Below are 21,936 nucleotides of genomic sequence, written 5' to 3' on the forward strand. Positions count from 1 at the left end.
GGTCCGGCCGGATTATTTTGCGTTCATGAAGCATTCCCGGTTCTGCCACAGGTAGATACCGCCGGAGAGCAGGGTCACCAGCGCCACCAGCCAGCACAGCACCATGGAGATCAGACCCACGGCCATGATATCTCCGCCACTGGAGAAAGCCGCCGCGAAATAGTAGAACAGGATTGTGAGCATCTGCAGCACGGTTTTCACCTTGCCCCACATATTGGCAGCGATCACATGATTGGAGGAAGCCGCCACCATACGCACGCCGGCCACAGCAAACTCCCGGGCCAGAATGATGGCCACCACCCAGATGCTGCACACACCGTCCCGCATCATGTACAGGAAAGCCACGGTGGTGAGCAGTTTGTCGGCCAGAGGATCGGCAAACTTGCCGAAATCGGTTACCAGATTCCACTTGCGGGCCAGATAGCCATCCAGAAAATCGGTGAAACTGGCAACGGCAAACACCACGCCTGCCGCCAGGTACCAGGCCGGAACAAAGTTCGAAGTGCCGTACTGGCTCATCTGGGCCAATACCATAAATACCGGCACCAGCACGATGCGGGCCAGTGTGAGTTTATTGGGCAGATTCATCCTTCTCATCCTCCACTACATAGCCATACAGATCGTACATGTCGCTCTCCTCGATGTACACCTGATAAAACTCGCCGGGATACATCGGATCCTCGCTGGACACGCACACATTACCGTCGATCTCCGGGGCATCCGCCTCGCTGCGGCACAGATACAGGCCGCTTTCCTCGTCGATGCCGTCGCAGATCACGGTGAGGGTCTTGCCCACCTTCTCTTCCAGCTTGGCGGCGCTGATGTTGGCCTGGGCACGCATGATGATGTCGGCCCGGCGCTGCTTCTCCTCTTCCGGCAGCTGATCCGGCATGGAGGCGGCCACGGTGTCCTCCTCCGGGCTGAAGGCAAAGCAGCCCAGCCGCTCGAAGGCGGTGTCCTTCACGAACTGACACAGCTCGTCGAACTCCTCCTCAGTCTCGCCGGGGTAACCTGCAATCAGGGTGGTGCGCAGGGTGATGCCGGGAATGGCCTGCCGCAGCCGCTGGATGGCGCTTTCCACCACCTGACGGTCGCCCTTGCGGTTCATGGCCTTGAGCACCCGGCTGTTGCAGTGCTGAATGGGCAGATCCAGATAGGGCACAACCTTCTCGTTGCGAACCATAGCCGCGATAAAGGCGTCGGTAATGCGCTCGGGGTAGGCATACAGGATGCGAATCCAGCGGATGCCCTCGATCTTGTTCAGCTCATCCAGCAGCTCGCAGATGCTGTTCTTGCCCCAGTCGTCGCCGTAGGCGGTGGGATCCTGGGCCACCAGCACCAGCTCTTTCACGCCCTCATTCGCCAGCCAGCGGGCCTCGGCCAGGCAGTCCTCCATGGGGCGGCTGCGCAGCGGGCCACGAATCAGAGGAATGGCGCAGTAGTGGCAGCGGTTGTTGCAGCCCTCGGCAATTTTCAGATAGGCATAGTGATGGGGGGTGGAGATCACCCGTCGACCGCCCAGGGGAAGATCGGTCTTGGGGCCGTAGTACTCCCGGTTCTGATCCTCCGCGCCGCCGCACAGCCGGTCGATGATCTGGGGAATGGCCTTGTTGGAGCCGATGCCCACCACCGCATCCACCTCGGGAATCTCGGTGCGGATCTCATGCTGGTACCGCTCGGCCAGGCAGCCGGTAACCACCACCTTCAGGTTGGGGTTCTGTTCCTTATAGGAGCAGGCGTTCAGGATATTCTCGATGGCCTCAGTCTTTGCGCTCTCAATAAAGCCGCAGGTGTTCACGATGATCACATCCGCCAAGCTCAGGTCGGCGGTGGTGGTGTGGCCGGCAGCGATGAGACCGTGGCACATCACGTCGGCATCCACCTGATTTTTGGGGCAGCCCAGCGAAATGATTGCGATATTCAATGCAGTATTCTCCTTTTTGCTTGTTGGTTCACGCCGCTTCGCGCCCTGTGTGCATTTTGAACAAACTCGGGCGGGCGGCCATACAGGAAAAGGCGAGGGAGAACACTCCCTCGCCCTGTTATTCTATCATGTTTATAGGGGCAAAGTCCAGCATTGCAGGGTGGAAGTTGGCGGAAATCCGGCCATTTCCCCGCCCTTTTCACTCTTTGACGGCTCAGAACTCCGGCTCCCAGTCCGGCTGCTCCTCTTCGGTTGGATTTTCCTCCTCCCAGCGGGCCAGCGCCTCCCGGATGTGCCCCATGGAAAAGCCCCGGCGTGCCATGGCAGCAATCACGTTCTGGCGCTTGCCTGCCGCCAGCTTGCGGCCATAGCTGCGGCACAACAGCTGATACACCGCGTCGGCGGGGCTTTCCTCTTCAAAAAGCTCCTCCAGAACCTGAGCGGCGATCTGCCGGTCCACGCCCTTTTCCGCCAGATGAGCCCGGATCTGGGCCGGGCTTTTATGGCGGGCCAGCAGGTATTTGGCCCGGTGGCGGGCAAAGGCCTCGTCGTTAATCAGCCCAAGCTCCACGCAGCGGGCCACAGCTGCGGCTGCTGCCTGGTCATCCTCCACCTTTTTGCGCACCTTGTCATACAGCTCGCCGCTGGAATGATCCCGCAGCGAAAGGTATTCCATGGCCTTGTCCAGTGCGCGGCGGTAGGCTTTGTCCTCCTCTTCAAACAGCACCGGCTCAGTCCTCGACCATGATGTCCAGGTCGGCCTCGCTCACCGCGGCCGCCTTCTCCTTGGCGGGGGCTTCCGCTGCGGCGGGCGCGGGCGCGGCCACCACCGGGGTTACAGAGCCCTTCGCCTTCTTGCCGCCCTTTACCAGTTTGTCGGCATTCTGGCGCACCAGCTCCTCGATCTCCGCCATCAGCTCAGGGTGTTCCTTGAAGTAGATCTTCACATTGTCGCGGCCCTGGCCCAGGCGGGTCTCGCCATAGCTGAACCATGCGCCGCTCTTCTGCACGATGCCCAGGGTGACGGCCAGATCCAGAATCTCGCCGGTCTTGCTGATGCCCTCGCCGAACATAATGTCAAACTCGGCCTCCTTGAAGGGAGGAGCCACCTTGTTTTTTACCACCTTGGCACGGGTGCGGTTGCCGATGAAGGCGCCGGTGGAATCCTTCAGGCCTTCGATACGGCGCACGTCGATGCGCACGGAGGAGTAGTATTTCAGCGCACGGCCACCGGCAGTCACCTCCGGGTTGCCGTAGGTCACGCCCACCTTCTCACGCAGCTGGTTGATGAAGATGGCCACGGTGTTGGTCTTTCCGATGACGCCGGTCAGCTTGCGCAGCGCCTGGCTCATCAGGCGGGCCTGCAGGCCCACGTGGGAGTCGCCCATCTCGCCCTCGATCTCGGCGCGGGGCACCATGGCGGCAACCGAGTCGATGACGATGGCGTCAATGGCGCCGGAGCGCACCAGCGCCTCGCAGATTTCCAGCGCCTGCTCGCCGGTATCCGGCTGGCTCACCAGCAGGCTGTCGATGTCCACACCCAGAGCGCGGGCATACACCGGGTCCAGCGCATGCTCCACGTCGATGAAGGCCACCTCGCCGCCGGCTTTCTGAGCCTCGGCCAGCACATGCAGTGCCAGAGTAGTCTTACCGCTGGATTCCGGCCCGTAAATTTCCACCACACGGCCGCGGGGCATACCGCCCACACCCAGCGCCAGATCCAGCGACAGGCTGCCGGTGGAAATGGCATCCACCTGCATGGCCACATTGCTGCCCAGCTTCATCACTGCGCCCTTGCCGAACTGCTTTTCAATCTGGGCCAGCGCAGTCTCCAGCGCGGCCTTTTTGTCGCCCGCAGCCTTCTTGCTGGGGGAAGGAAGAGGTTTCTTGTCTGCCATAATGCTTCTGCTCCTTTATTCAAACCGGATTGATGTTTTATCTTTGCCGCCACAGGTCAACTGACCGGGCCGCTTTTTGTTTCGCATGTTCTTATTATACACAAAAGAGAAGAAACTTACAACTGCAAGTTGTAAGTTTCTTCTTGATCGACCGTTTTATCGGACCAATACTCCTGTTTTTCAGGCTTTTTGCCCCAAAACCACCCGATCTTTGCCCGCCAGATCCTGCCGGACGGCCACATTCCGGTAACCTGCGGCCTCAAAAATACCGCGTACTGCCGCCGCCTGGGCCCAGCCGATCTCCACCGCCAGCCAGCCGCCGCGGCGCAGCGCACCGAAATAGGCGGGGGCAATGTGCTCGTAAAAGGCCAGCCCCTCATGAGGAGCTTCCAGTGCCATTTCCGGCTCAAAGCGCAGTTCCGGCTCCAGGGCCTTCATCTCGTCGCCGGTCACATAGGGAGGATTGGAAAGGATCAGATCCAGCGTTTCCGCTCCCAGCTGCTGCTGGTAGCAGAACACATCTCCTGCCACCGGCCGCACCGCCGGATGCTCCGGGCCAGAACCGGGCAGAGCCCCGGCAGCGTTCCGGCTCAGATAGGCAAAGGCATCCGGGCTTTTTTCCAGGCAGGTGACCCGGGCGGCGGGAACCAGCCGCTTCAGCCCAAGGCCAACACAGCCGCTGCCGGCGCACAGATCCAGAACCTCCGGTTCCGCTTTGCCTGCCAGCAGCTCGGCGCCGGTCTCGCACAGAAGCTCGGTGTCCGCCCGGGGAATCAGCACCCCGGGGCCCACCTCCAGCTCAAAGTCCAGGAAAGGCCACCGGCCCGCCAGATATTGCAGCGGATACCGCTGCGCCCGCTTTTCCACCAGCTGTTCCAGCCGTTTTTTCTGCGCCTCGGTCAGCTCGCCGTCCATCCAGCGCCAGTTTCTGCCTGCCACCAGCTCCATCAGGCAGGCGGCATCGAAGGCGGCATCCTCCACACCGGCCTGTTCCAGCCGGGTCCGTGCCCATGCATGGGCAGCCCGGGGCGCGCCGCTTACCACAGCCCGTCCTCCGGGCGGCTGGGCAGCACCGGCTTCACCGCAGCAATGGCAACCTCAATCATGGAATCGTCCGGCTCAAAGGTGGTCAGCCGCTGAAGCCACAACCCCGGTGCGCTGATGATGCGGGTGGCCAGATTGTCGTACCGGCCGGCCAGCTTGATCAGCTCGTAGCTGATGCCCATGACAACCGGCAGCAAAAGCAGCTTGAGGAATACGCGCAGACCGGTGCTGCTCCAAGGCAGCACGCTGAACAGCAGAATGCTCACAATCAGCACCAGGATCATAAAGCTGGTACCGCAACGGGGATGGAAGCGGCAGTGACGGCGGATGTTTTCCACTGTCAGCTCCTCGCCCGCTTCATAGCAGGCAATGGTCTTGTGCTCTGCACCGTGGTACTCGAACACACGATGAATGTCCTTCATGCGGGTGCACAGGAACAGGTAGATCACAAACATGACAATCTTGAGCACGCCCTCCAGCAGCACCTTGCCCCAGCCCAGATTTACAAAGTGGTTCACACCGCCCACAATGGCGGTGGGCAATACCATGAACAGCACGATGGCCAGCATACCGCCCATTACCGCGGCAAGCCCCATCAGAAAATTCTGGAACTTCGGGCCGGTATGCTCCTGCAGCCATTTGTCCAGCTTGCCGGGCTCCTCCTGCTCCTCCTCGGGCATACTCACCTCGGCGGAGTGCATCAGATACCGGTAACCCAGCACCAGATTCTCAATCATGGAAAAAGCACCCCGCACAAAGGGGATCTTCTGCCATTTGTGGTGTTTCACGTCCTCCATGGTCAGGTCGATCTCCCCGTCCGGCTTGCGCACGGCCACACAGATCTTTTTAGGGCCGCGCATCATGATGCCCTCCATCAGGGCCTGACCGCCCACGCTGGTTTTAAAACATTCCTTTGGTTTTTCCATTCTTTCTCCTTCGGGGCGGTCTGCCGCCCCCTGTTATGTTCATTGAATTTCCGGTCGGCCTCAGGCCGTTGCCGGAGCAGGCAGATCCTGGAACCAGCTCAGGGTTCCATCCACCTTCAGGCAATAAACGGTGTTGGCCCGCAGCGGATTGCCCGCTTCATCGGTCAGGCCAATGCTCTGGGCCACTTCCTCGCCGTCCGCAGCGCAGTAGACCATTCGCAGGCCGGTTTCCTCCCCGGCCCACTGCTCATACCGGCTGCGCATGGTTTCACTGTCGCCATATTCCACCGGGTTCAAAGCCAGCGTGCGCCCCGGCAGCAGATAATATTTGTACAGCCGGGAATAGTGGCCCCACTGGGGCTGCTGGGTAAGAATCAGGATGCCGGTCTCGTTCTGCCGCAGCAGGTCGAAAAACGCCTGCCGCACCGGTTCCAGTTCGTTTTCCTCCTTGGCCCACTGGGCTTCCTCCGCATCCAGCTGCCGGTGCTGCAAAAACAGCCCCGGCACAAGCTCGGTGGCCGCCACCCAGTTCACGCAAAACACCAACGATGCCGCCGCCAGCGCGCCGGTTGCCAGCCTGCGCTTTGCGGTGTTCAGCATGGGACAAAAGACGCTCAGCGCCCCCAGCCCCCAGTAGATCATGGCGGTGGGCAGCGGCATGATGTAGCGGTGATAGGCCGCCAGCTGCTGGGCCTCGTCCGGGTCAAACAAATACAGATAGGAGTAGCACAGCATTACCGCATAGATCAGAAACACGGCGGTGAGCAGCAGTGCCGCCCGCCGCAGCACGGCGCGGCGCTCCGGGCACAAACGGCCAAGCAGCCACACCATGACCGCGAACACCAGCAGGAAGCCCAGGGCCGAAAGCCCCAGCCCCCGGTTCAGCGGGCTCAGGCAGAAATACTCCAGATAATGGCGGATTACCGGCCCCGCCTCGCCGCTGCCGGTGAAAAACTCCAGCAGATTGGCCGGGCTGTACGCTCCGCCGGCCACGTCCTGGCTGAAATAGGAACTGGTTCCCTTCAGCCGGCACAGCAGCTGCCAGCTGAGCCAGAAGGCAGGCGGTGCGGCCGCTGCTCCCAGTGCCAGCAGGCGGGCCCATCGGGACGCGCCCTTTGCAAACAGCGCACGCAGCGGCCTCCACCAGAGCACTGCCACCGCTGCCATTCCGGTGAAGGCATACAGCGGGCCGGTGCTCTTGGAGATAATCAGCAGGCTCAGCGCCCCGCTCACACTCACCAGATCGATGAGCGTGGGGTTCGGGCTGCGCCAGGCGGTGAGCAATGCCCACCCCAGCAGAAGGGCCATCACCGGCTCCACCACCAGGCTCATCTGATGATACTTGGTGAAATACGCCGGAAAGATCAAAAGAAATGCCGCCTGGCCCAGAACCAGAAGGATATTTTTCCAGCGGCTTTTTGTCCATTGAATGGCTTCAAACAGCGGCAGAGTCAGGCCGATGTACCACACAAGCTGCCCGGTAAACAGGCCGGGTGCATCCGGCACATCCCGCGCCCCCTGATACAACAGCACCGTGAGCATCTGGATGCCCGGCGGGTAGTCGCTGAAGGTGGAGGCGCTCTGCGCCGCGTTCGGGAACTGGTCAATGCCGCACATCTGGCGGGTGAACAGCCCCCAGTGGGCGACGTCGTCAAAAATGGTCAGCTGCAGGTGCCCGGTGCACAGCAGCGCCGGAATCAGCGCCAGCAGAAAGGCCCAGAACACCGGCCCCAGCCCCCGCAGGGAAAAAGACCACCCCTGCTTCGTTTTCCGCAGCCACCAGAGAAGTGCCAGCGGAACCAGAACCATGGGCAGAGTCATGAACTCCTTTTCGCCCACGGCGGTGAACAGATAAATCAAAAGCGACCCCATGGTAAGCACCAGGGGCAGTGTATGGGCAAAGCTGCGCTTCAACAGCGATGCAAGAAGCACCGCCGTGAGCACCAGCATAAACAGATTTCCAACAATCGAAAGCATTCCGTTTCCTCTTCGGTTTTGTGGTTTGCCCGCTCACCGGGCCTGCTGCACCGCCCAGGCCGGCGGCTCGCCGCCGCCCCGGTAGATGGGCAGCCGAAGGGTCACGGTGGTGCCCTTGCCCAGCTCGGAGGAAATGTCCGCCGAGCCGTCCAGTGCGGTCATGATCTCATCCACCACCGCAAGGCCGATGCCGCTGCCGCGCACCGCGCCCTTTCCCTTGAAAAATTTCAGCTTCACGTTTTCCAGGTCGTCCGGCGCGATGCCACGGCCTTCATCCTGAATCAGCACATACACATTTTCGCCGTCCTGCAAAAGGTCCAGCGTAATGGCCCCGCCGGGTGAAGAATATTTCACCGCATTGTCCATCACGTTGATGAATACCTGCCGCAGCCGGCCCGCGTCCGCCCAGATGGGCAGGGGCAGCTCCGGCTCCTCATACACCAGATGCAGCCCCTCGGCACGGATGCGCGCTTCCATGAAGAGGGCCGCATCGGTAAGCTCCGCCACCAGATCCAGCGGGCAGCAGTCCAGCTTCACACCGCTCTGCAGCCGGGAAAAGCTGAGCAGCTCCTCCACCATATCATACAGCCGGTCGGTTTCCCGCCCGATGATGGACAGGCCCTTGCGGTAGTTTTCATCCTCCGGATCCCGGATATGAGCAATGGTCTCCACCCAGCCCCGGATGCTGGTAAGCGGCGTGCGCAGCTCGTGGCTGACCGACGAGATGAATTCATTTTGCAGTCGCTCGGTTTTGGACAGCTCCCCCGCCATCTGGTTGATGGTATTGCACAGCCGGCCAATCTCGTCACTGTCGCTGCCTTCGGGCAAACGGGCGCTCAGATCGCCCCGGGCGATGGCATTGGCGGTCTGGGCCACCTCATCCAGCGGGCGCACAATGGAGCGGATGAAAAACACGCCGCTCCATACGCTGAACAGCAGAATTGCCGCCCCGATGCCCAGCGCCAGCAGCACCCGCTCCACCATCATCTGATCCACCATGGTCAGACTGGTCACCATACGCAGCGCCGCCACATCCTCCGCCGGGTAGGGCACCATCACGGTAAGAGCCATTACCCGTTCGCCGGTCACACTGGTATACACACTTCGCCCGGTACTGTTGGGCGATTCCATCGCCAGGAAAAAATCCTCCGGAATTTCCTTGTAGCCGAGGGTTCCGCCTGAGGAGGTGGCAATCACCTGACCCTCGCTGTCCAGCAGCATGAACTCGAACTTGTCCTTTTCGTCGAACTGTTCCACCATACGCCGCAGCAAACGGCCCCGGTTCTGCGCCGTCTGCTCCGCCGTCTGACCGGTGGTGATCTTCAGCTGGCCGCCCATGCTGAAAATTCGGCTGAACATGGCCTGCTGCACCCCGTTGTAGCTGCTGGAAATGAGGGTGTAGATGTAGATGCTCACTGCTCCCGCCACCAGCAAAAAGGTGATCAGAAGGCTGCTGCGCAGCCAGCGTTTGGTGATGCTGTTCATGGCAGCCCCCTTCCCTTGTGCCTGCTTGTCAGCCATTCCAGCGGTAACCGTAGCCCCACACCGTGAGGATATGCTTGGGGCTGGAGGGCTCGTCTTCCACCTTCATACGAAGGCGGCGGATGTTCACATCCACGATCTTCACATCGCCATAATAATTTTCGCCCCAGACCCCTTCCAGAATCTTTTCCCGCACAAGGGCGGTGCCGGGGTTCTGGAAAAACAGCTCCATGATCTGGAACTCCACCTGAGTCAGGTCGATGGGCTTGCCCGCCTTATACAGCACCCGGCTCTTCTGGTCCAGAATGAACTGACCGCTTACCATGCGGGTCTCATCCGGCACAGGGCTTTCCGCCGTGCCCCGATTCACCCGGCGGCACAGCGCCTCGATGCGGGCCAGCAGTTCAGACACGCTGAAGGGCTTGGTCATATAATCGTCCGCACCGATGGAAAGGCCGCGGATCTTGTCCTGCTCCATGCTCTTGGCACTCAGAATAATAATGCCGATGTTGGGGTCGTCCCGGCGAATGGTCTCGCACAGGGAAAACCCGTTCATGCCGGGCAGCATCACGTCCAGCACGGCGGCATCGCATTTCTGGCCCTGGCTCAGCAGCGCAAGGCCCTGTTCGGCACTTCCTGCTTCCAGCACCTGGTAGCCGCCCATCTGAAGATTCAAGGCGATCAGCTCGCGAATGCTGGCCTCGTCTTCCACAACTAACACTCTACGCATGCAATCAAACCTCCTATAAAAACGGAGCGCAGTGCCTGCCGCTCACAAAACCCGGAAACAGTCGGTCAGTGCAGCCGGCTGCAGGTTTTCGCCGTTTTCTCCAATGTGTGAGGCCAGAATCCTGGCCTGAACCTTCTTGCCGCCCACATTTCCCAAACGGAAATAGGACCCACCCTCGGTGCTGGGGTCAACCACCCGCACCTCCAGGTATCCGGTGCCGTCCGTCAGGCTGCGAATGGCCCAACTGCCCTCCTGGGCGCCCTCGGTAACCAGCACATTGCCCTCCCAGCTGGGGGGCAGCTCCAGATAAAATCCGTTTTCCAGATCCGCAATGCCGAAGCTTTTTTCCGGTGCGGTACTGGTATAGTCCATCCACTGCAGAAAAGTCAGCCGCCCCACAGTGATCTGGCTGTTATCCTCGGCCAGCTCAACGGGAATTTCCACGGTTCCGTCGCCATCAATGTCCGTGCTGGTGAGCAGGCTGGAATACCGCGTGCTCTCGGTGTAGATATCCACCGGCAGCAATGGGATATATTCCTCCAGCTTCTGGGTTGCGGCATTGTAGCTGAGCAGGATACTGGCAAGAGCCGTGCCGGTGCCGTTGTAGCCATCCAGCACCAGATAATATCCGCCATCCGCTCCGCTGCTCAGGTGCAGCCCTTCGCAGCTGGAAAAACGGCCCGGTCCCAACCACAGCTCCTGCGCCATGGTAAGCTCACCCTGGATGGCAGTAAGCAGCTGAACCTTTACTCCTTCTCCGCTCTGCGGCCCGATCAGAATCAGATCCTTCAGCCCGCTGCCGGTGATGTCCTGCAATTCATACTGGGAATATGCCTGCTCCATCACCTGCGTAAGGGTGTGCTCCTGATAGGCATATACCGAAAGATATTTTTCCCCGCTGGTGCCCACATAGCCCACCAGCAGCTGCATTCCGCCGTCGCCGCTCATGGCCGCGGTGCTTATGCTGTCCACCTCGGCGGACAGGCCCTCCAGCTCCTGGGTCACTTCCCAGGAACCGCCGGTCTGCTCCAGAATCGCCAGGCAGACGTTCTGCATTCCGGAGCTTGTATACAGTGCCGCAGCATCCATGCTGCCGTCTCCGTTCCAGTCGCCAAACAGAAAGGGCGACAGAATATCGCCGGTCTGGGGATACTTCAGCTGCGGGGCTTCGCCCAGATATGCGGTGATGGCCTTCTGCACGCTGCTCTGCGGCCCCGCCAGCTGGGGCGCACGCAGCAGCTCTTCCACGCCGCTGCTCATGGAGCCGGTGCAGCCGCACAAAAGACCTGCTGCCAGCACAAGAAGTGCCAGAACCATCCGTTTCACAGCCGTCGCCCCCCTTTCCGTTTGCGGCAGCTCGTGCCGCAAGCCAAAAAAGATAATCTGCTTTATTATATCACGTTAACAGGCTGATTCCAAGTAGCATCGTCAAAACCCCGGCCGCAAAGCCCGCTGCGGCCCGGGGCGCAGGCCCCAACCGGTAGGCCATGGGCAACAGCTCAAAGGAGGACGCCCAGCACATCACCCCGGCCACCCCGGCCAGCAGCCCGTTCAAAAAGCCGGGCGTGAGGAAGGAGCCCAGCAGCCCGAAGGCCAGCACCGCGCCCAGCGGTTCGGCCAGCCCGCTGGCAAATGCCGCCCCCACCGCCTTTGACCGGCTGCGGGTGGCGTAGTACAGGGGTGCGGCCACCGCCATGCCCTCGGGCAGGTTGTGCAGCCCCACCGCCAGGCTCAGCCGCAGGCCCGCCGCCGGGTCTGCCACTCCTGCAAACAGGGTGAGCGCGCCTTCCGGCAGATTATGCGCCAGCAGCGCCAGACCGGTGACCAGTGCGCCCCGCATGGCGCTGGCCCGCCCGCCGTCGCTTTTGCCCGTTTTTGCCCGGGGCAGCAGCTGCTCCAGCAATGCTGCCACCCCCATTCCCAGCAACACCAGGCTGGTTACCGCCAGCCCTGCTCCCAACGACCCCATGGCCGGCCGGTAACCCTCCAGCGCATGAGGGATCAGGTCCAGCAGGCACATCGCCAGCATCACCCCGGCCGCAAACCCGCCACAGAGGGCCATGGCCCGCCGCCCCGGGCGAAAAAGAGCCGCCACCAGCCCGCCGATGCCGGTGCTCAGCCCGGCCAATATCGTCAACGTGAGCGCATGCAGCATAAAACAACACCCCATATCCCTTTTTTACAAGGATATGGGGTGTTCAAAACGCCTATGCAGCGGTTCAGCCCCGGCTGCCCAGAAGCACCCGGATCTTTGCCTCCAGCGCCAGCGCAAAGCGGGCCTGACTGGCCGCGTCAAAGTGCATCCAGTCCGCCTCGCCCGGCTGCACATAGGGGTTGCAGTCCATGAATTCGCAGCCGGTCTCCCGGGCGGTCTGCTCCATCAGGCCGGGCAGCAGGCGGGATTTCTCCACGCAGCCCTCGCCCATTTCCTGACCCACCCGGGGCACCTGATGCACCCGGGGATCGATCATGATGGGCGCCACGATCAGCACCTTGGGCTCACCCGCCCACACCGGCAGCTGCTTTGCCCTCGTCACCAGCCGGGCCAGCCCGTCGGCAATGTTCTGGGCGGTGGCAGAATAGCGCTGTTTGCAGTCGTTGGTGCCCAGCATCACCACCAGCAGATCCAGCAGGCTGTTCGCATACAGCGCCGGGGCCAGATGAGCAAAACCGCACAGCCCCTCGGTGAGGGGGTCCTCAAACACGGTGGTTCGGCCGCACACCCCTTCCTCGGCCACCAGCCAGCCTTCGCCCAGCTGCTCCTGCAGCAGGCGGGTCCAGCGTGCGTCGTCCGCATAGCGGCCGCCGGTGGCCGCGCAGTAGCCCCAGGTGTTGGAATCGCCGTAACATACAATATGTTTTCTGTTCATGGATGTTCAACCGCCTTTTTGCGTTGTTTTCTGCCCCTATTGTAGCAGAGTGGGAAAAGCAAAACAATGCCCGCGGGCAAATTTCACCTGCCATCCACCCAGGTAAAATACCGGTACTCGGGCACGCTGTTCCAAAAATCCTCCTTTTTGATGAGGGCGTAATATTCCTGCGTCTCCTTCGACCGCTCCGGTTCGCCCGCCTGGCTCATCCCTATGCCGATGAATTCATTCCGCCGGCATACCACCACATAGCTGTCCTCCAGAGGAGCCTTGGCATATACCACAAATTCTCTGCCGTCACTTTCCCATTTTCCCCGCAACGTCATCACCTGTGTGCTGCCATCGTTCAGATCCAGTGAATAATACCGCAGAGGCCGTTCCACACTCATTAAAAAGCATGGTCATCCCACACATACTGTACCCCCAATCCCTGATCCGGCTCCTCCGGGCGCCACAGAACCTGCCGCTCACCGCTGGCCAGATCCACCGCACAAAGCTCCCAGCTTTCATCGTCCTGCAAATACAGTATCCCATCCTGCACCAACAGGTTGGAATGGACCGTTTCCGGAAAATCGGCCAGTTCCCGCACCGTTCCGGTGGCAAGGTCCAGCTGCCAGTAGACGCACCGCTCCTCCTCAAAACTTTGGAACACCGGCTGGTCATCCATTTCGCCCGCAAACGTTCCCTGCGCAAGCGGCTCCGGATATTCCACCGGGCGCGCCTGGGTTTCGCCGTTCCCACAGCGAAGCACCTGCGGGCTGTCGAGCCAGCCTTCCTGCCCGATGAAAAACCAGACCGCATCCTGCCATGCAAACACCACCAGCCGGCCAATGTTGTCCGACCAGCCGTTCAGTGAGGCGCTAACGGGCGAAATGCCCGTTTCGGCTTCGCTCTGCCAGAGCAGCACAGGCTCACTTCCATCCAGCCCGCTTCGCCATATCTGTGTGCGGTGTTCCGGCGCTTCCAAAATCGTTTCTGTGGAATAGTACAGGAACTTCCCATCGGTGACCGGATAACCGCTCAGCATTCTCTGCCCGTCCATCTGCAGCACAAGGTCGCGGGCAGTCATATCGGCAGAATCACAAATCACATTTGCCTTTGTGTAATAGCGCCGCCCGTCCCATGCGGTGAGCAGCCCTGTAACCGGCTGCTCCTGATTTTCCGGTGCCGCCGAAGCCGCCGGGGCCGTGCCCGCGGTCGGTTTCCCGCAGCCCGCCAGCAACACAAACGCCAGTGCCGCCGCCCAAAGCCGTTTTGCCGCCTTCATTCCGTCTCCCTCGCTTCCCGTTCAAACGTCTGATAATCGGGCTGGCCCGCCCAGTAGTCCTCCTTGGCAATGAGGGCCAGCTTCCGGCCAATATCCCGGGAATATACCGGTTCCCCATTCTCGTTCAGCCAGAGGTACTCCGCCATCTGTTCGCTCGGCACATCGATCAGGTAGTATTCCCCGATCTGCGCCCGGATGTGCAGCGGTATGCCGCTCTCATCCGCCAGCGCGCCCTCCACCCGCTGACCAGTGACGCAGTCCACATACCACAGACCCGACTCGTAGCCTTCTGTGCCCCGAACCCGCAGCTTTCCGTCCCAGATATCCTGCATGCGGATCAGCAGATAACCGTCATCCGAGCTGGCAAGCTGCCGGATCGCCCCGGTTTTCAGGTCCAGGCAATACACCCGCTCCTTGCCATCCGGATTGTCAGCAAGCATGGTACCCACACAGACGAAATTCTCCCGGATCAGCAGCGGCGGCCCCAGAAACAGCTCGGCTGCCTCGGTGTTTTCGCCGCTCAAAAGAACGGTAAGCTCCCCGGTGTCCGCATCCAGCTGGAACAGGCCCGCCTCCGGTTCCCTGGAATCCTCCAGTACCGCCCGGCCCTGATACTCGCCCCAGAAGCGCACATGGCTCCCCAGCTGCTTCACCGGCTCACAAACTCCGGATTCCAGATCCCATCCATAGAGCCAGGTGGAATTCCCCTCTTCCCCGGTCCACCGGTGTACAAGGAAGCAGCGCCGTTCTCCGCTGCGCAGCAGGACGGGCCGTTTGCAATCCTCGCCCGCACCGTCGGTATAAGCAATGCCGATCTGCTCGCGCTCGCCGCATTTGTAAAGAATCTGCACGTCTCCGCCTTCCAGCGGCATCCGGCCCAGCGCCTGCCCGGTCAGGCCCCCTTCCCGGCTCATAAGAAAGTACAGAGCCTGCCCGTCCGAGACCGGGCCCTCGCCGGCCATCTGATATCCTGCGGGCAATTCCGGTCTCCAGTCGCAGGCGGTCATGGTTTTCAGATCATAGCATGTGGTTTGGGTGTAATAGCTCTGGCCGTCGATGCTCCGCAGCACCTGGGTCTGCGACACTTCCGGTGTGGGGGCCGGCGTCGCGGGGATGCTCACCATCTCGGCAGCAGGCTGCCCACAACCCGCCAGCAGCGCAACCGTCAGCACCAGTGCCAGAATTCCTTTTCTGCTTCTCACAAAACCTCGCCCTTTCCCTGTCATTCCTCCATCAGGCTTGCGCCGAACTGGGCCAGCTCCTCCTGCTCCAGCGGGCAGACCCCCAGCGCCAGAACGCCGTCCACATAGTTTGCGTACAGATACAGCTTGGCCCCCGGCGAATACCGTGCCCGCAGCGTGGCGGTAATCCCTTCCGCCACATAAAACTGGGGCGCCACATCCACTGCCTGCCAGTCGTCAATTTCTTCCAACCCGGTGGCCGCCAGATATTCATCCATCATGTGCTCCAGATCCTCCCAGGTATATTCCTGTTCGGTCATCATCCGCAGCCGGACCAGCCGATCCTGGGCGCTGAGCTCCCATTCCAGCTCCGCCCATTCCGCATCTTCCCACATGGTGTACACCCGCCAGGCAGAGAAGCCCACACTGTCGGATATGGTCTCCCACCGCTGGGCCTGGCTGATCTGCTGCTCCAGCTCCGCCTGATTTTCGCTGCTCCAGAAATCCAGCTGCTGCAAAAAGTCGTACAGCCGGTAGGGGGCTGCGGCTTCGATTTCGGCGGTGGTCGTTTGCAAAATCGCACCCGCGTAGTTTTTTACCCGCAGAAGCTGATCCCGGTCATAGAGCTGGCGTGCAAATTCATTGCTGCGGGCCTGGGCACTGAGTCCATCGTCCGCCAGCTGACGGGTCATGACCTGGGTATACAGCACCTGATCACTTTGCTCCATCAAAGGCAGCGGCGCAGCCAGCGCCAGTGCCAGAAAGGCAAACGCCGCAAGGAATGCCGCCGCCGTGAAAAGATTCTGTTTCATTCCTCTCCCTCCCGCAGGATCAGTTCCACCACGGTACCCTGCCCCAGCCTGCTTGTAAACCGCAGCTCGCTGCCGTGCAGCCGGGCAATGCGGGCGCAGAGAGCAAGGCCCATGCCGCTGCCGTTCTGAGCACGTGCGCGGGACTTGTCCACCATGTAAAAGGGCTCGGTGATGTGAGGCAGGTCCGCTTCCGGGATACCCCGGCCCCGGTCCGCCACCCGCAGCGCCACACCCTCTTCGGTACGGCCCGCCGTGATGTGCACCCGGCCATCCTTCGGCTGGGCCCGGGCCGCATTGATCACCAGATTGCGCACCAGATCGGCCAGCAAATCCCGGTCGGCCATTACCGTGAGCGACGGGTCACACCGGATATCCAGCATGGGGGCGAGCTCCGGCAGGCTGGCCGCCGTATCCCGCAAAACCAGCACCAGGCGCACCGGCTCCAACGTGAGCTCCTCCTGCTCCACAAGGCCCATCAGCTGCATCAGCTTGCCGCTCAGGGTTTCCAGACGCAGGGCCTCCCGGTGGATGTACTGCACCGCCTGCCGCTGATCCTCCGGGTTCATCTCGCCGCTGCGCAGCAGGTCGGAATAGCCCAGAATGCTGGTCATGGGGGTTTTCAGCTCGTGGGTAAAGGCCGACACAAACTGCTTTTGCCGCAGAATGGTGTCCTCCATCTGATCCACCTTGTCCCGCACGGTGGCGGTCATGGCATCAAAGCTGCGGCTGAGCGCGCCCACCTCATCCCGGCTTTTGGTGGCGGTGGAAAGGGTATAATCCCCCGCCGCCACCGCCCGGCTGGCCTTTTCCAGCTTTTTCAGCGGGCGGATCATCCAGCTTACCGCCAGCGCCGCCGCCGTACCTGCCAGTGCCAGTGCGGCCAGCTCCAGCCGGAACAACTCCCGGAATTTTTCCTCCCGGGCCCGGAACAGATTTGTCACATCATAGGCGCTGACCAGCCAGTACTGCTTGCCCGCCGCCTGCACCGGGCTGGCCATCAGCATATAGCTGTTCTGGCCTGCCTTTCGCAGCAGCAGTGCCTCCTCGCCTGCCTCAATCGCCTGACAGGCAGCCTCCTGCCCCAGGGCGGCGGGCAGGCTGGAATACATCACCTGTTCGTCCTGATACACCGCGAAGCCACCCTGCTCCTGCCCCACATACAGCCCCAGGCTGCTGCCGTAATCCGCCACCTCCTGGCTGGTGATCTCCCCGCTGCCTGCTTTGGCCAGCAGACCGTTTTGCAACGAATAGGTATCCCTGCGGTGTGCAAGGGTGTTCTGGGTGCGGGCCTGCTCAAAATTCCGTTCAAAATCCGTTTTGGTCAGCCAGCCGCCGCCTGCCGCCAGCAGAACGCCCAGCAGCAGAAGGATGGTCAAAACCAGTTTCGGTGCAAGTTTCATGACGTTTCCTCCAGCCGATAGCCCACCCTTGGGATGGTTCGGATCATCTGCTGCCAGCCCAGCTTTTTGCGCAGCCGATGAATGTGGATATCCAGCGTGCGGGTGTCCAGCTCGGCGTCCCGCCCCCAGACCCGTTCATACAGGGTGTCCCGATAAAGGGCAATGTTCTTGTTGTGCAGCAGCACCAGCAGCAGATGGTACTCGGTGGGGGTGAGCGCCACCTCCTGCCCGGCTTTTTTCACCTGACGGGTTCCCACGTCCACCGTTACATCGCCGGCCTGCAGCAGTGCCTGCCCCCGGCCGGAAAGCCGCAGCACGTTCTCCACCCGGGCCAGCAGCTCCTCCGGCGCGAAGGGCTTCACGATGTAATCGCAGGCGCCCAGATGCAGCCCCTTCACCCGGTCGGCCACGGTGGTTTTTGCGCTGATGAAGATCACCGGGATGCCGGTGGGGCGGATGAAATCGATCAATTCATAGCCGTCCGCCCCGGGGAGCATGATGTCCAGCAGCACCAGATCATACTCGTTTTTCTCCAGCAGCTCGGCAGCCTTCAGGCCGTCGAAGGCCATCTGGCAGGTGTAGCCCATCCGGGCCAGCGTCATGGCAATCAGCTGTGCGATGGCAACCTCGTCGTCCACGATCAAAATCGGCTTCATTTTTCATGCCCCCTGTTTTCTTTTCCATCCTGATGATAACAGCGCCATCTTTCCGAGTTGTTACAAGATTCTCCGCTCTTCTCCATGATATCAAACGGCACAAAGAAAAAACAGGCCCCGGACCCTTTCCTCGGGTCCGAGACCTGTTTTCTCAGTTTTGCCGCGCTGCGTGCCGGTGTTATTGTTCGTGGGACTTCCTGTCATTCAGGGCTTTCTGCACAGCGTCCAACTTTTGCAGCAACGCCAGCGTGCAGCCCACCACCAGGCCCGCCAGCAGCGCCAAACCGGTCATGATAGGGGCAAAATAGGAATTCACAAAGGCATCGCCCCCGATCAGACACAGCTGACCCAGCCCGCCCAGAAAATAGCTGTTGCCAAAGAAAAATACCACAAAGGTCAAAATCCCCGCCAATGCAGACTTCATATCCGTTCCGTCCTTTCCTCTTTTTTGGATTATTCTTTCCGGAATGCTTCAATCACACTGAGCGCGAATCCGGCCAGTGTCACAGCAATACAGACCCCCAGCGGAAGCTGCAGCTGCATCTCCAGCAGGTAGCCGTACCAGCCGGTAATTCCGTTGTAGCTCCATGGATTCATGGGGCTCAGTACCATGGTTCCAATCAGTAAAATCCCGCCCAAAAACCCCATACACATGAGGACCAACCCCAAAACCATTTTTCTGCTCATGCGTTCTCCTCCTTCTTGTTTGCCGTTTCCAAGCATTCCATCACTGCGTTTCTGTTTGCCTTGAGTATAGCATCTTATCCGGCTGGTTTTCAACCAAAAACGGGCCGCCGGTGGAAAACCCCGGCGGCCCGTTCAAAAATTGATGCAATTAGTATCCGCTGGACTCCAGGCCCTGCAGAATCTTCACCGCACGGCTGGTGCCCAGACGATCGGCACCCAGTTCCAGGAACTTTTCGATGTCCTCGATGGTGGAGATGCCACCCGCAGCCTTGATCTTGCAGCGGCCGCGGCAGCAGCGTGCAAACAGCTCGATGTCCGCAAAGGTTGCGCCGCCGGTGGAGAAACCGGTGCTGGTCTTAATGAAGTCCGCGCCGGCCTCGCACACGATGTCGCACATCTTTTCCTTTTCCGCATCAGTGAGCAGGCAAGTCTCGATGATGACCTTCAGCACCTTGTCGCCAATGGCCTTCTTGATGGCGGCGATCTCGTCACGCACAAAATCGTACTCGCCGTTCTTCAGGCGGCCGATGTTGATGACCATGTCCACTTCCTCGGCGCCGTTCTCGATGGCGGTTTTCGCCTCGAACACCTTGGTGGCAGTGTCGGTGGCGCCCAGAGGGAAGCCAACCACAGTGCACACGGGGATCGCGCCCTTCATGTATTCGCAGGCCTGCTTCACATAGCCGGGGTTGATGCAGATGGAAGCGGTGTGGTTTTCCATGGCCTCATCGCAGATCTTCTGAGTGTCCGGCCAGGTGGCGTCAGCCTTCAGCAGGGTATGATCCACCTTTGCAAGGATTTCCTTTTTCTCCATTACTTGATCTGACCTCCCAACTTGCACTGCTTGCACTGGCGGGCCTTGAACATGCCCACCGCGCTGAACACAATCGCCGTTACAGACAGGATCAGGCCAACGATCCCGAGGATCAGGCCGGTCAAACGAAATGCTTTCATAAACTCACGATCTCCTTTCCCTGGGGTGCGGGGCAAAATGGCCTGCCGTTGCATCAAGGTCACATGCCCTGCTCTGGAATAGTTCCAGTATAGCATGTTTTTGCCCTGATTCCTAGTGATTTGCATGTAAATACGCATGGCAAACAAAAAAGCCGCCCGGCAATTGCCGGGCGGCTTGGAAGCCATGTTGATTATTCAGCGTCGCTGTTCTCGTCGTCCAGCAGAGCCTTCATGGACAGGCTGATGCGCTTCTTGTCGAAGTCGACATCCAGCAGCTTCACGTTGACCTCATCGCCAACCTTCAGCACGTCGCCAACCTTCTCCACACGCTCGTTGCTGATCTCGGAGATGTGAACCAGACCGTCCACACCGGGCAGGATGCGAACGAAAGCACCGAACTTGGTGATGCTCACAACGGGAGCGGTGAATACGCTGCCGATGGGATACTCGTTCTTCAGCTTCTCCCAGGGGTTGTCCTCGGCCTTCTTGTAGCCCAGAGAAACCTTGTGGTTCTCGGGATCCAGAGCCTTCACATACACCTCGATGGTGTCGCCCACGGAAACAACCTCGCTGGGGTGCTTGATGCGGTTCCAGCTCAGCTCGCTGATGTGGCACAGACCGTCCACGCCGCCGATGTCCACGAAGGCACCGTAAGCGGTCAGGCTCTTCACAACGCCGGTGTAGGTCTTGCCAACCTCAACGTCAGCCCAGAAGGCCTCGCGCTTGGCAGCGTTCTCCTCGGCGGTAACCTTGTTGATGGAACCAACGATCTTGCGGCCGGCGCACTCGGTGATGATCAGCTTCACGTTCTGCTTTACCAGAGCGTTGATGTCCTCATCACGGCGCATGGTGGCCTGGCTGCGGGGCACGAATACCTTCACGCCCTTCACCAGAACGATTACACCGCCCTTGTTGGTCTCGGTGACAACGCCTTCCATGACGGTGCCTTCCTCAGCGGCCCTGGCCACCTCTTCCAGACCCTTGCGGGCTTCCAGCTTCTTGCGGGACAGGTAGGCAACGCCTTCCTGATCGTTCACTTTTTCAACGACGAGGTCCAGCTTGTCCCCAACCTTGACCAGATCCTCCGCACGGGCTGCGGGGTCGTCGGTAAGCTCACTCAGTTTCACAAAACCGGTGTGTTTGGTGCCGATATCAACCTGCACCTCATTGGGCGTAATGCTGGTAACAGTGCCCTCCACTACCTTACCTGCGAAAACAGGCTTGAGATTGGCCTCGCTTTCTGCGAACATCTCGGCAAAGCTCATCTCTTCACGGATTTCTTCACTCATACTGTTAAGTACCTCCTCAATTATAGACGATGGCGTGGAAGCCCCGGCTGTGACGGCCACTGTGCCCACACCCTCAAACCATTCCGGCAAAAGCTCTTTTGCAGTTTCCACCGTAACGGCCTTTGTGTGTTTTTCAGCGACTTTTACAAGCTTCTGGGTATTGGAAGAATGATGACCTCCAATAACGACCATAAGGTCGCATTTTCGGCTGAGGTCTTCCGCCTCCTGTTGCCTCGTCCACGTCGCATTACATATTGTATCAAAAATCTCGGCGTTTGTATAGTCTTTTTTTATAAAGTTTGTACATTCTAACCATTTTGTTACCTGAAATGTGGTTTGTGCCACCACGATTATACCATTTTGCCCATTTTTCGGGCCCTGCCAGGCCTTTAATTCATCCAAATCGGCAAACACAAACACCTCACCTCTGGTGTGGCCAACGATGCCCTGCACCTCCGGATGGGTCTTGTCGCCCGCCACCAGCAGGGTTTTGCCCTCGTCGCTGGCGCGCTTTGCAATGCGATGAATCTTGGCCACAAAGGGGCAGGTGGCATCGTGAAGCACCAGGCCTCTTTCGGCAATGGCTTCGTACACATCCGCTCCCACGCCGTGGCTGCGGATGACCACCTCGTATCCGGCGGGCACATCGTCCAGCCCGGCAGCGGTAACTACACCTTTGGATTCCAGAACCGCCACGCACTGGGGGTTGTGGATCAGCGGGCCCAGGGTGGCCACCTTGTGGCCCTCGTCGGCCAGTTGATAGGTCAGCTTCACGGCCCGGTCCACGCCAAAGCAGAACCCGGCGGTCTTGGCTTTCAAAATCTTCATGGGTGCTTCTC

At 60.3% G+C, this 21,936-nt stretch carries 23 protein-coding genes; all 23 read right to left on the bottom strand.

Translation table 11 applies throughout. The annotated features are described in order from the left end of the window. Positions 1–12: 12 nt before the first annotated feature. The gene (gene pgsA, locus ACESYO_RS05985) at positions 13–588 is read right to left on the bottom strand and encodes a CDP-diacylglycerol--glycerol-3-phosphate 3-phosphatidyltransferase (RefSeq protein WP_058963585.1); all 576 of its coding nucleotides are present in this window, start codon (positions 586–588) and stop codon (positions 13–15) included. Continuing rightward, the gene (rimO, locus tag ACESYO_RS05990; RefSeq protein WP_058963586.1) at positions 572–1,924 is read right to left on the bottom strand and encodes a 30S ribosomal protein S12 methylthiotransferase RimO; all 1,353 of its coding nucleotides are present in this window, start codon (positions 1,922–1,924) and stop codon (positions 572–574) included. Before rimO ends, pgsA begins: the two co-directional genes overlap by 17 nt. 214 nt (positions 1,925–2,138) lie before the next feature. After that, positions 2,139–2,651 carry a regulatory protein RecX gene (locus ACESYO_RS05995; protein WP_373209580.1) on the bottom strand — a complete coding sequence of 171 codons (513 nt, stop codon included), beginning with the start codon at positions 2,649–2,651 and terminating at the stop codon, positions 2,139–2,141. A 4-nt stretch (positions 2,652–2,655) separates the two neighbouring features. Beyond that, on the bottom strand, positions 2,656–3,822 hold the full coding sequence (gene recA / locus ACESYO_RS06000; RefSeq protein WP_087180814.1) for a recombinase RecA: 1,167 nt from the start codon (positions 3,820–3,822) through the stop codon (positions 2,656–2,658). 180 nt (positions 3,823–4,002) lie between these two features. Next, complete coding sequence (gene prmC, locus ACESYO_RS06005; RefSeq protein WP_373209581.1) at positions 4,003–4,866, bottom strand: peptide chain release factor N(5)-glutamine methyltransferase; 864 nt, start codon at positions 4,864–4,866, stop codon at positions 4,003–4,005. Next, positions 4,860–5,792 (bottom strand): DUF1385 domain-containing protein, encoded by a 933-nt coding sequence (locus ACESYO_RS06010; protein WP_373209582.1) that lies wholly within the window; start codon positions 5,790–5,792, stop codon positions 4,860–4,862. The genes prmC and ACESYO_RS06010 overlap by 7 nt, the downstream gene beginning before the upstream one ends. Positions 5,793–5,852: 60 nt before the next feature. Then, entirely contained in the window at positions 5,853–7,769 is a 1,917-nt protein-coding gene (locus ACESYO_RS06015) for a hypothetical protein (RefSeq protein WP_373209583.1), read from the bottom strand. Positions 7,770–7,802: 33 nt separating this feature from the next. Then, positions 7,803–9,254, bottom strand: a complete 1,452-nt coding sequence (locus ACESYO_RS06020; protein ID WP_058963592.1) for a sensor histidine kinase — start codon at positions 9,252–9,254, stop codon at positions 7,803–7,805. Between the two features lie 28 nt (positions 9,255–9,282). After that, the gene (locus tag ACESYO_RS06025; protein ID WP_058963593.1) at positions 9,283–9,981 is read right to left on the bottom strand and encodes a response regulator transcription factor; all 699 of its coding nucleotides are present in this window, start codon (positions 9,979–9,981) and stop codon (positions 9,283–9,285) included. Positions 9,982–10,023: 42 nt separating this feature from the next. Then, a complete protein-coding gene (locus tag ACESYO_RS06030) occupies positions 10,024–11,307 on the bottom strand; it encodes a hypothetical protein (RefSeq protein WP_373209584.1) in 1,284 nt (427 codons plus the stop codon). 70 nt (positions 11,308–11,377) lie between these two features. Continuing rightward, complete coding sequence (locus ACESYO_RS06035) at positions 11,378–12,136, bottom strand: ZIP family metal transporter (RefSeq protein WP_373209585.1); 759 nt, start codon at positions 12,134–12,136, stop codon at positions 11,378–11,380. 64 nt (positions 12,137–12,200) lie between these two features. Next, positions 12,201–12,851, bottom strand: coding sequence for a GDSL-type esterase/lipase family protein (locus ACESYO_RS06040; protein ID WP_373209586.1), 651 nt, complete (start codon positions 12,849–12,851; stop codon positions 12,201–12,203). An 83-nt stretch (positions 12,852–12,934) separates the two neighbouring features. Next, positions 12,935–13,240: a hypothetical protein gene (locus tag ACESYO_RS06045; protein WP_373209587.1), complete on the bottom strand. Its 306-nt coding sequence runs from the start codon at positions 13,238–13,240 to the stop codon at positions 12,935–12,937. Next, positions 13,240–14,118 carry a hypothetical protein gene (locus ACESYO_RS06050; RefSeq protein ID WP_373209588.1) on the bottom strand — a complete coding sequence of 293 codons (879 nt, stop codon included), beginning with the start codon at positions 14,116–14,118 and terminating at the stop codon, positions 13,240–13,242. Before ACESYO_RS06050 ends, ACESYO_RS06045 begins: the two co-directional genes overlap by 1 nt. Then, positions 14,115–15,320: a hypothetical protein gene (locus ACESYO_RS06055; protein ID WP_373209589.1), complete on the bottom strand. Its 1,206-nt coding sequence runs from the start codon at positions 15,318–15,320 to the stop codon at positions 14,115–14,117. Before ACESYO_RS06055 ends, ACESYO_RS06050 begins: the two co-directional genes overlap by 4 nt. Before the next feature lie 20 nt (positions 15,321–15,340). Further along, entirely contained in the window at positions 15,341–16,111 is a 771-nt protein-coding gene (locus tag ACESYO_RS06060) for a hypothetical protein (RefSeq protein ID WP_373209590.1), read from the bottom strand. After that, positions 16,108–17,511, bottom strand: a complete 1,404-nt coding sequence (locus tag ACESYO_RS06065; protein WP_373209591.1) for a sensor histidine kinase — start codon at positions 17,509–17,511, stop codon at positions 16,108–16,110. Before ACESYO_RS06065 ends, ACESYO_RS06060 begins: the two co-directional genes overlap by 4 nt. Further along, entirely contained in the window at positions 17,508–18,167 is a 660-nt protein-coding gene (locus ACESYO_RS06070) for a response regulator transcription factor (RefSeq protein ID WP_058963601.1), read from the bottom strand. Before ACESYO_RS06070 ends, ACESYO_RS06065 begins: the two co-directional genes overlap by 4 nt. 178 nt (positions 18,168–18,345) lie before the next feature. Next, on the bottom strand, positions 18,346–18,591 hold the full coding sequence (locus ACESYO_RS06075; RefSeq protein WP_058963602.1) for a hypothetical protein: 246 nt from the start codon (positions 18,589–18,591) through the stop codon (positions 18,346–18,348). 29 nt (positions 18,592–18,620) lie between these two features. Then, on the bottom strand, positions 18,621–18,854 hold the full coding sequence (locus ACESYO_RS06080; protein ID WP_058963603.1) for a hypothetical protein: 234 nt from the start codon (positions 18,852–18,854) through the stop codon (positions 18,621–18,623). A 148-nt stretch (positions 18,855–19,002) separates the two neighbouring features. Further along, positions 19,003–19,668: a deoxyribose-phosphate aldolase gene (deoC, locus tag ACESYO_RS06085; RefSeq protein WP_373209592.1), complete on the bottom strand. Its 666-nt coding sequence runs from the start codon at positions 19,666–19,668 to the stop codon at positions 19,003–19,005. After that, positions 19,668–19,808, bottom strand: coding sequence for a hypothetical protein (locus tag ACESYO_RS06090; protein ID WP_156417371.1), 141 nt, complete (start codon positions 19,806–19,808; stop codon positions 19,668–19,670). The genes deoC and ACESYO_RS06090 overlap by 1 nt, the downstream gene beginning before the upstream one ends. Before the next feature lie 191 nt (positions 19,809–19,999). Next, positions 20,000–21,925 carry a bifunctional 4-hydroxy-3-methylbut-2-enyl diphosphate reductase/30S ribosomal protein S1 gene (locus ACESYO_RS06095; RefSeq protein ID WP_276869890.1) on the bottom strand — a complete coding sequence of 642 codons (1,926 nt, stop codon included), beginning with the start codon at positions 21,923–21,925 and terminating at the stop codon, positions 20,000–20,002. Positions 21,926–21,936 lie beyond the last annotated feature (11 nt).

The sequence above is a fragment of the Allofournierella massiliensis genome, assembly GCF_964241245.1.
Classification (GTDB): Bacteria; Bacillota; Clostridia; order Oscillospirales; family Ruminococcaceae; genus Allofournierella; species Allofournierella massiliensis.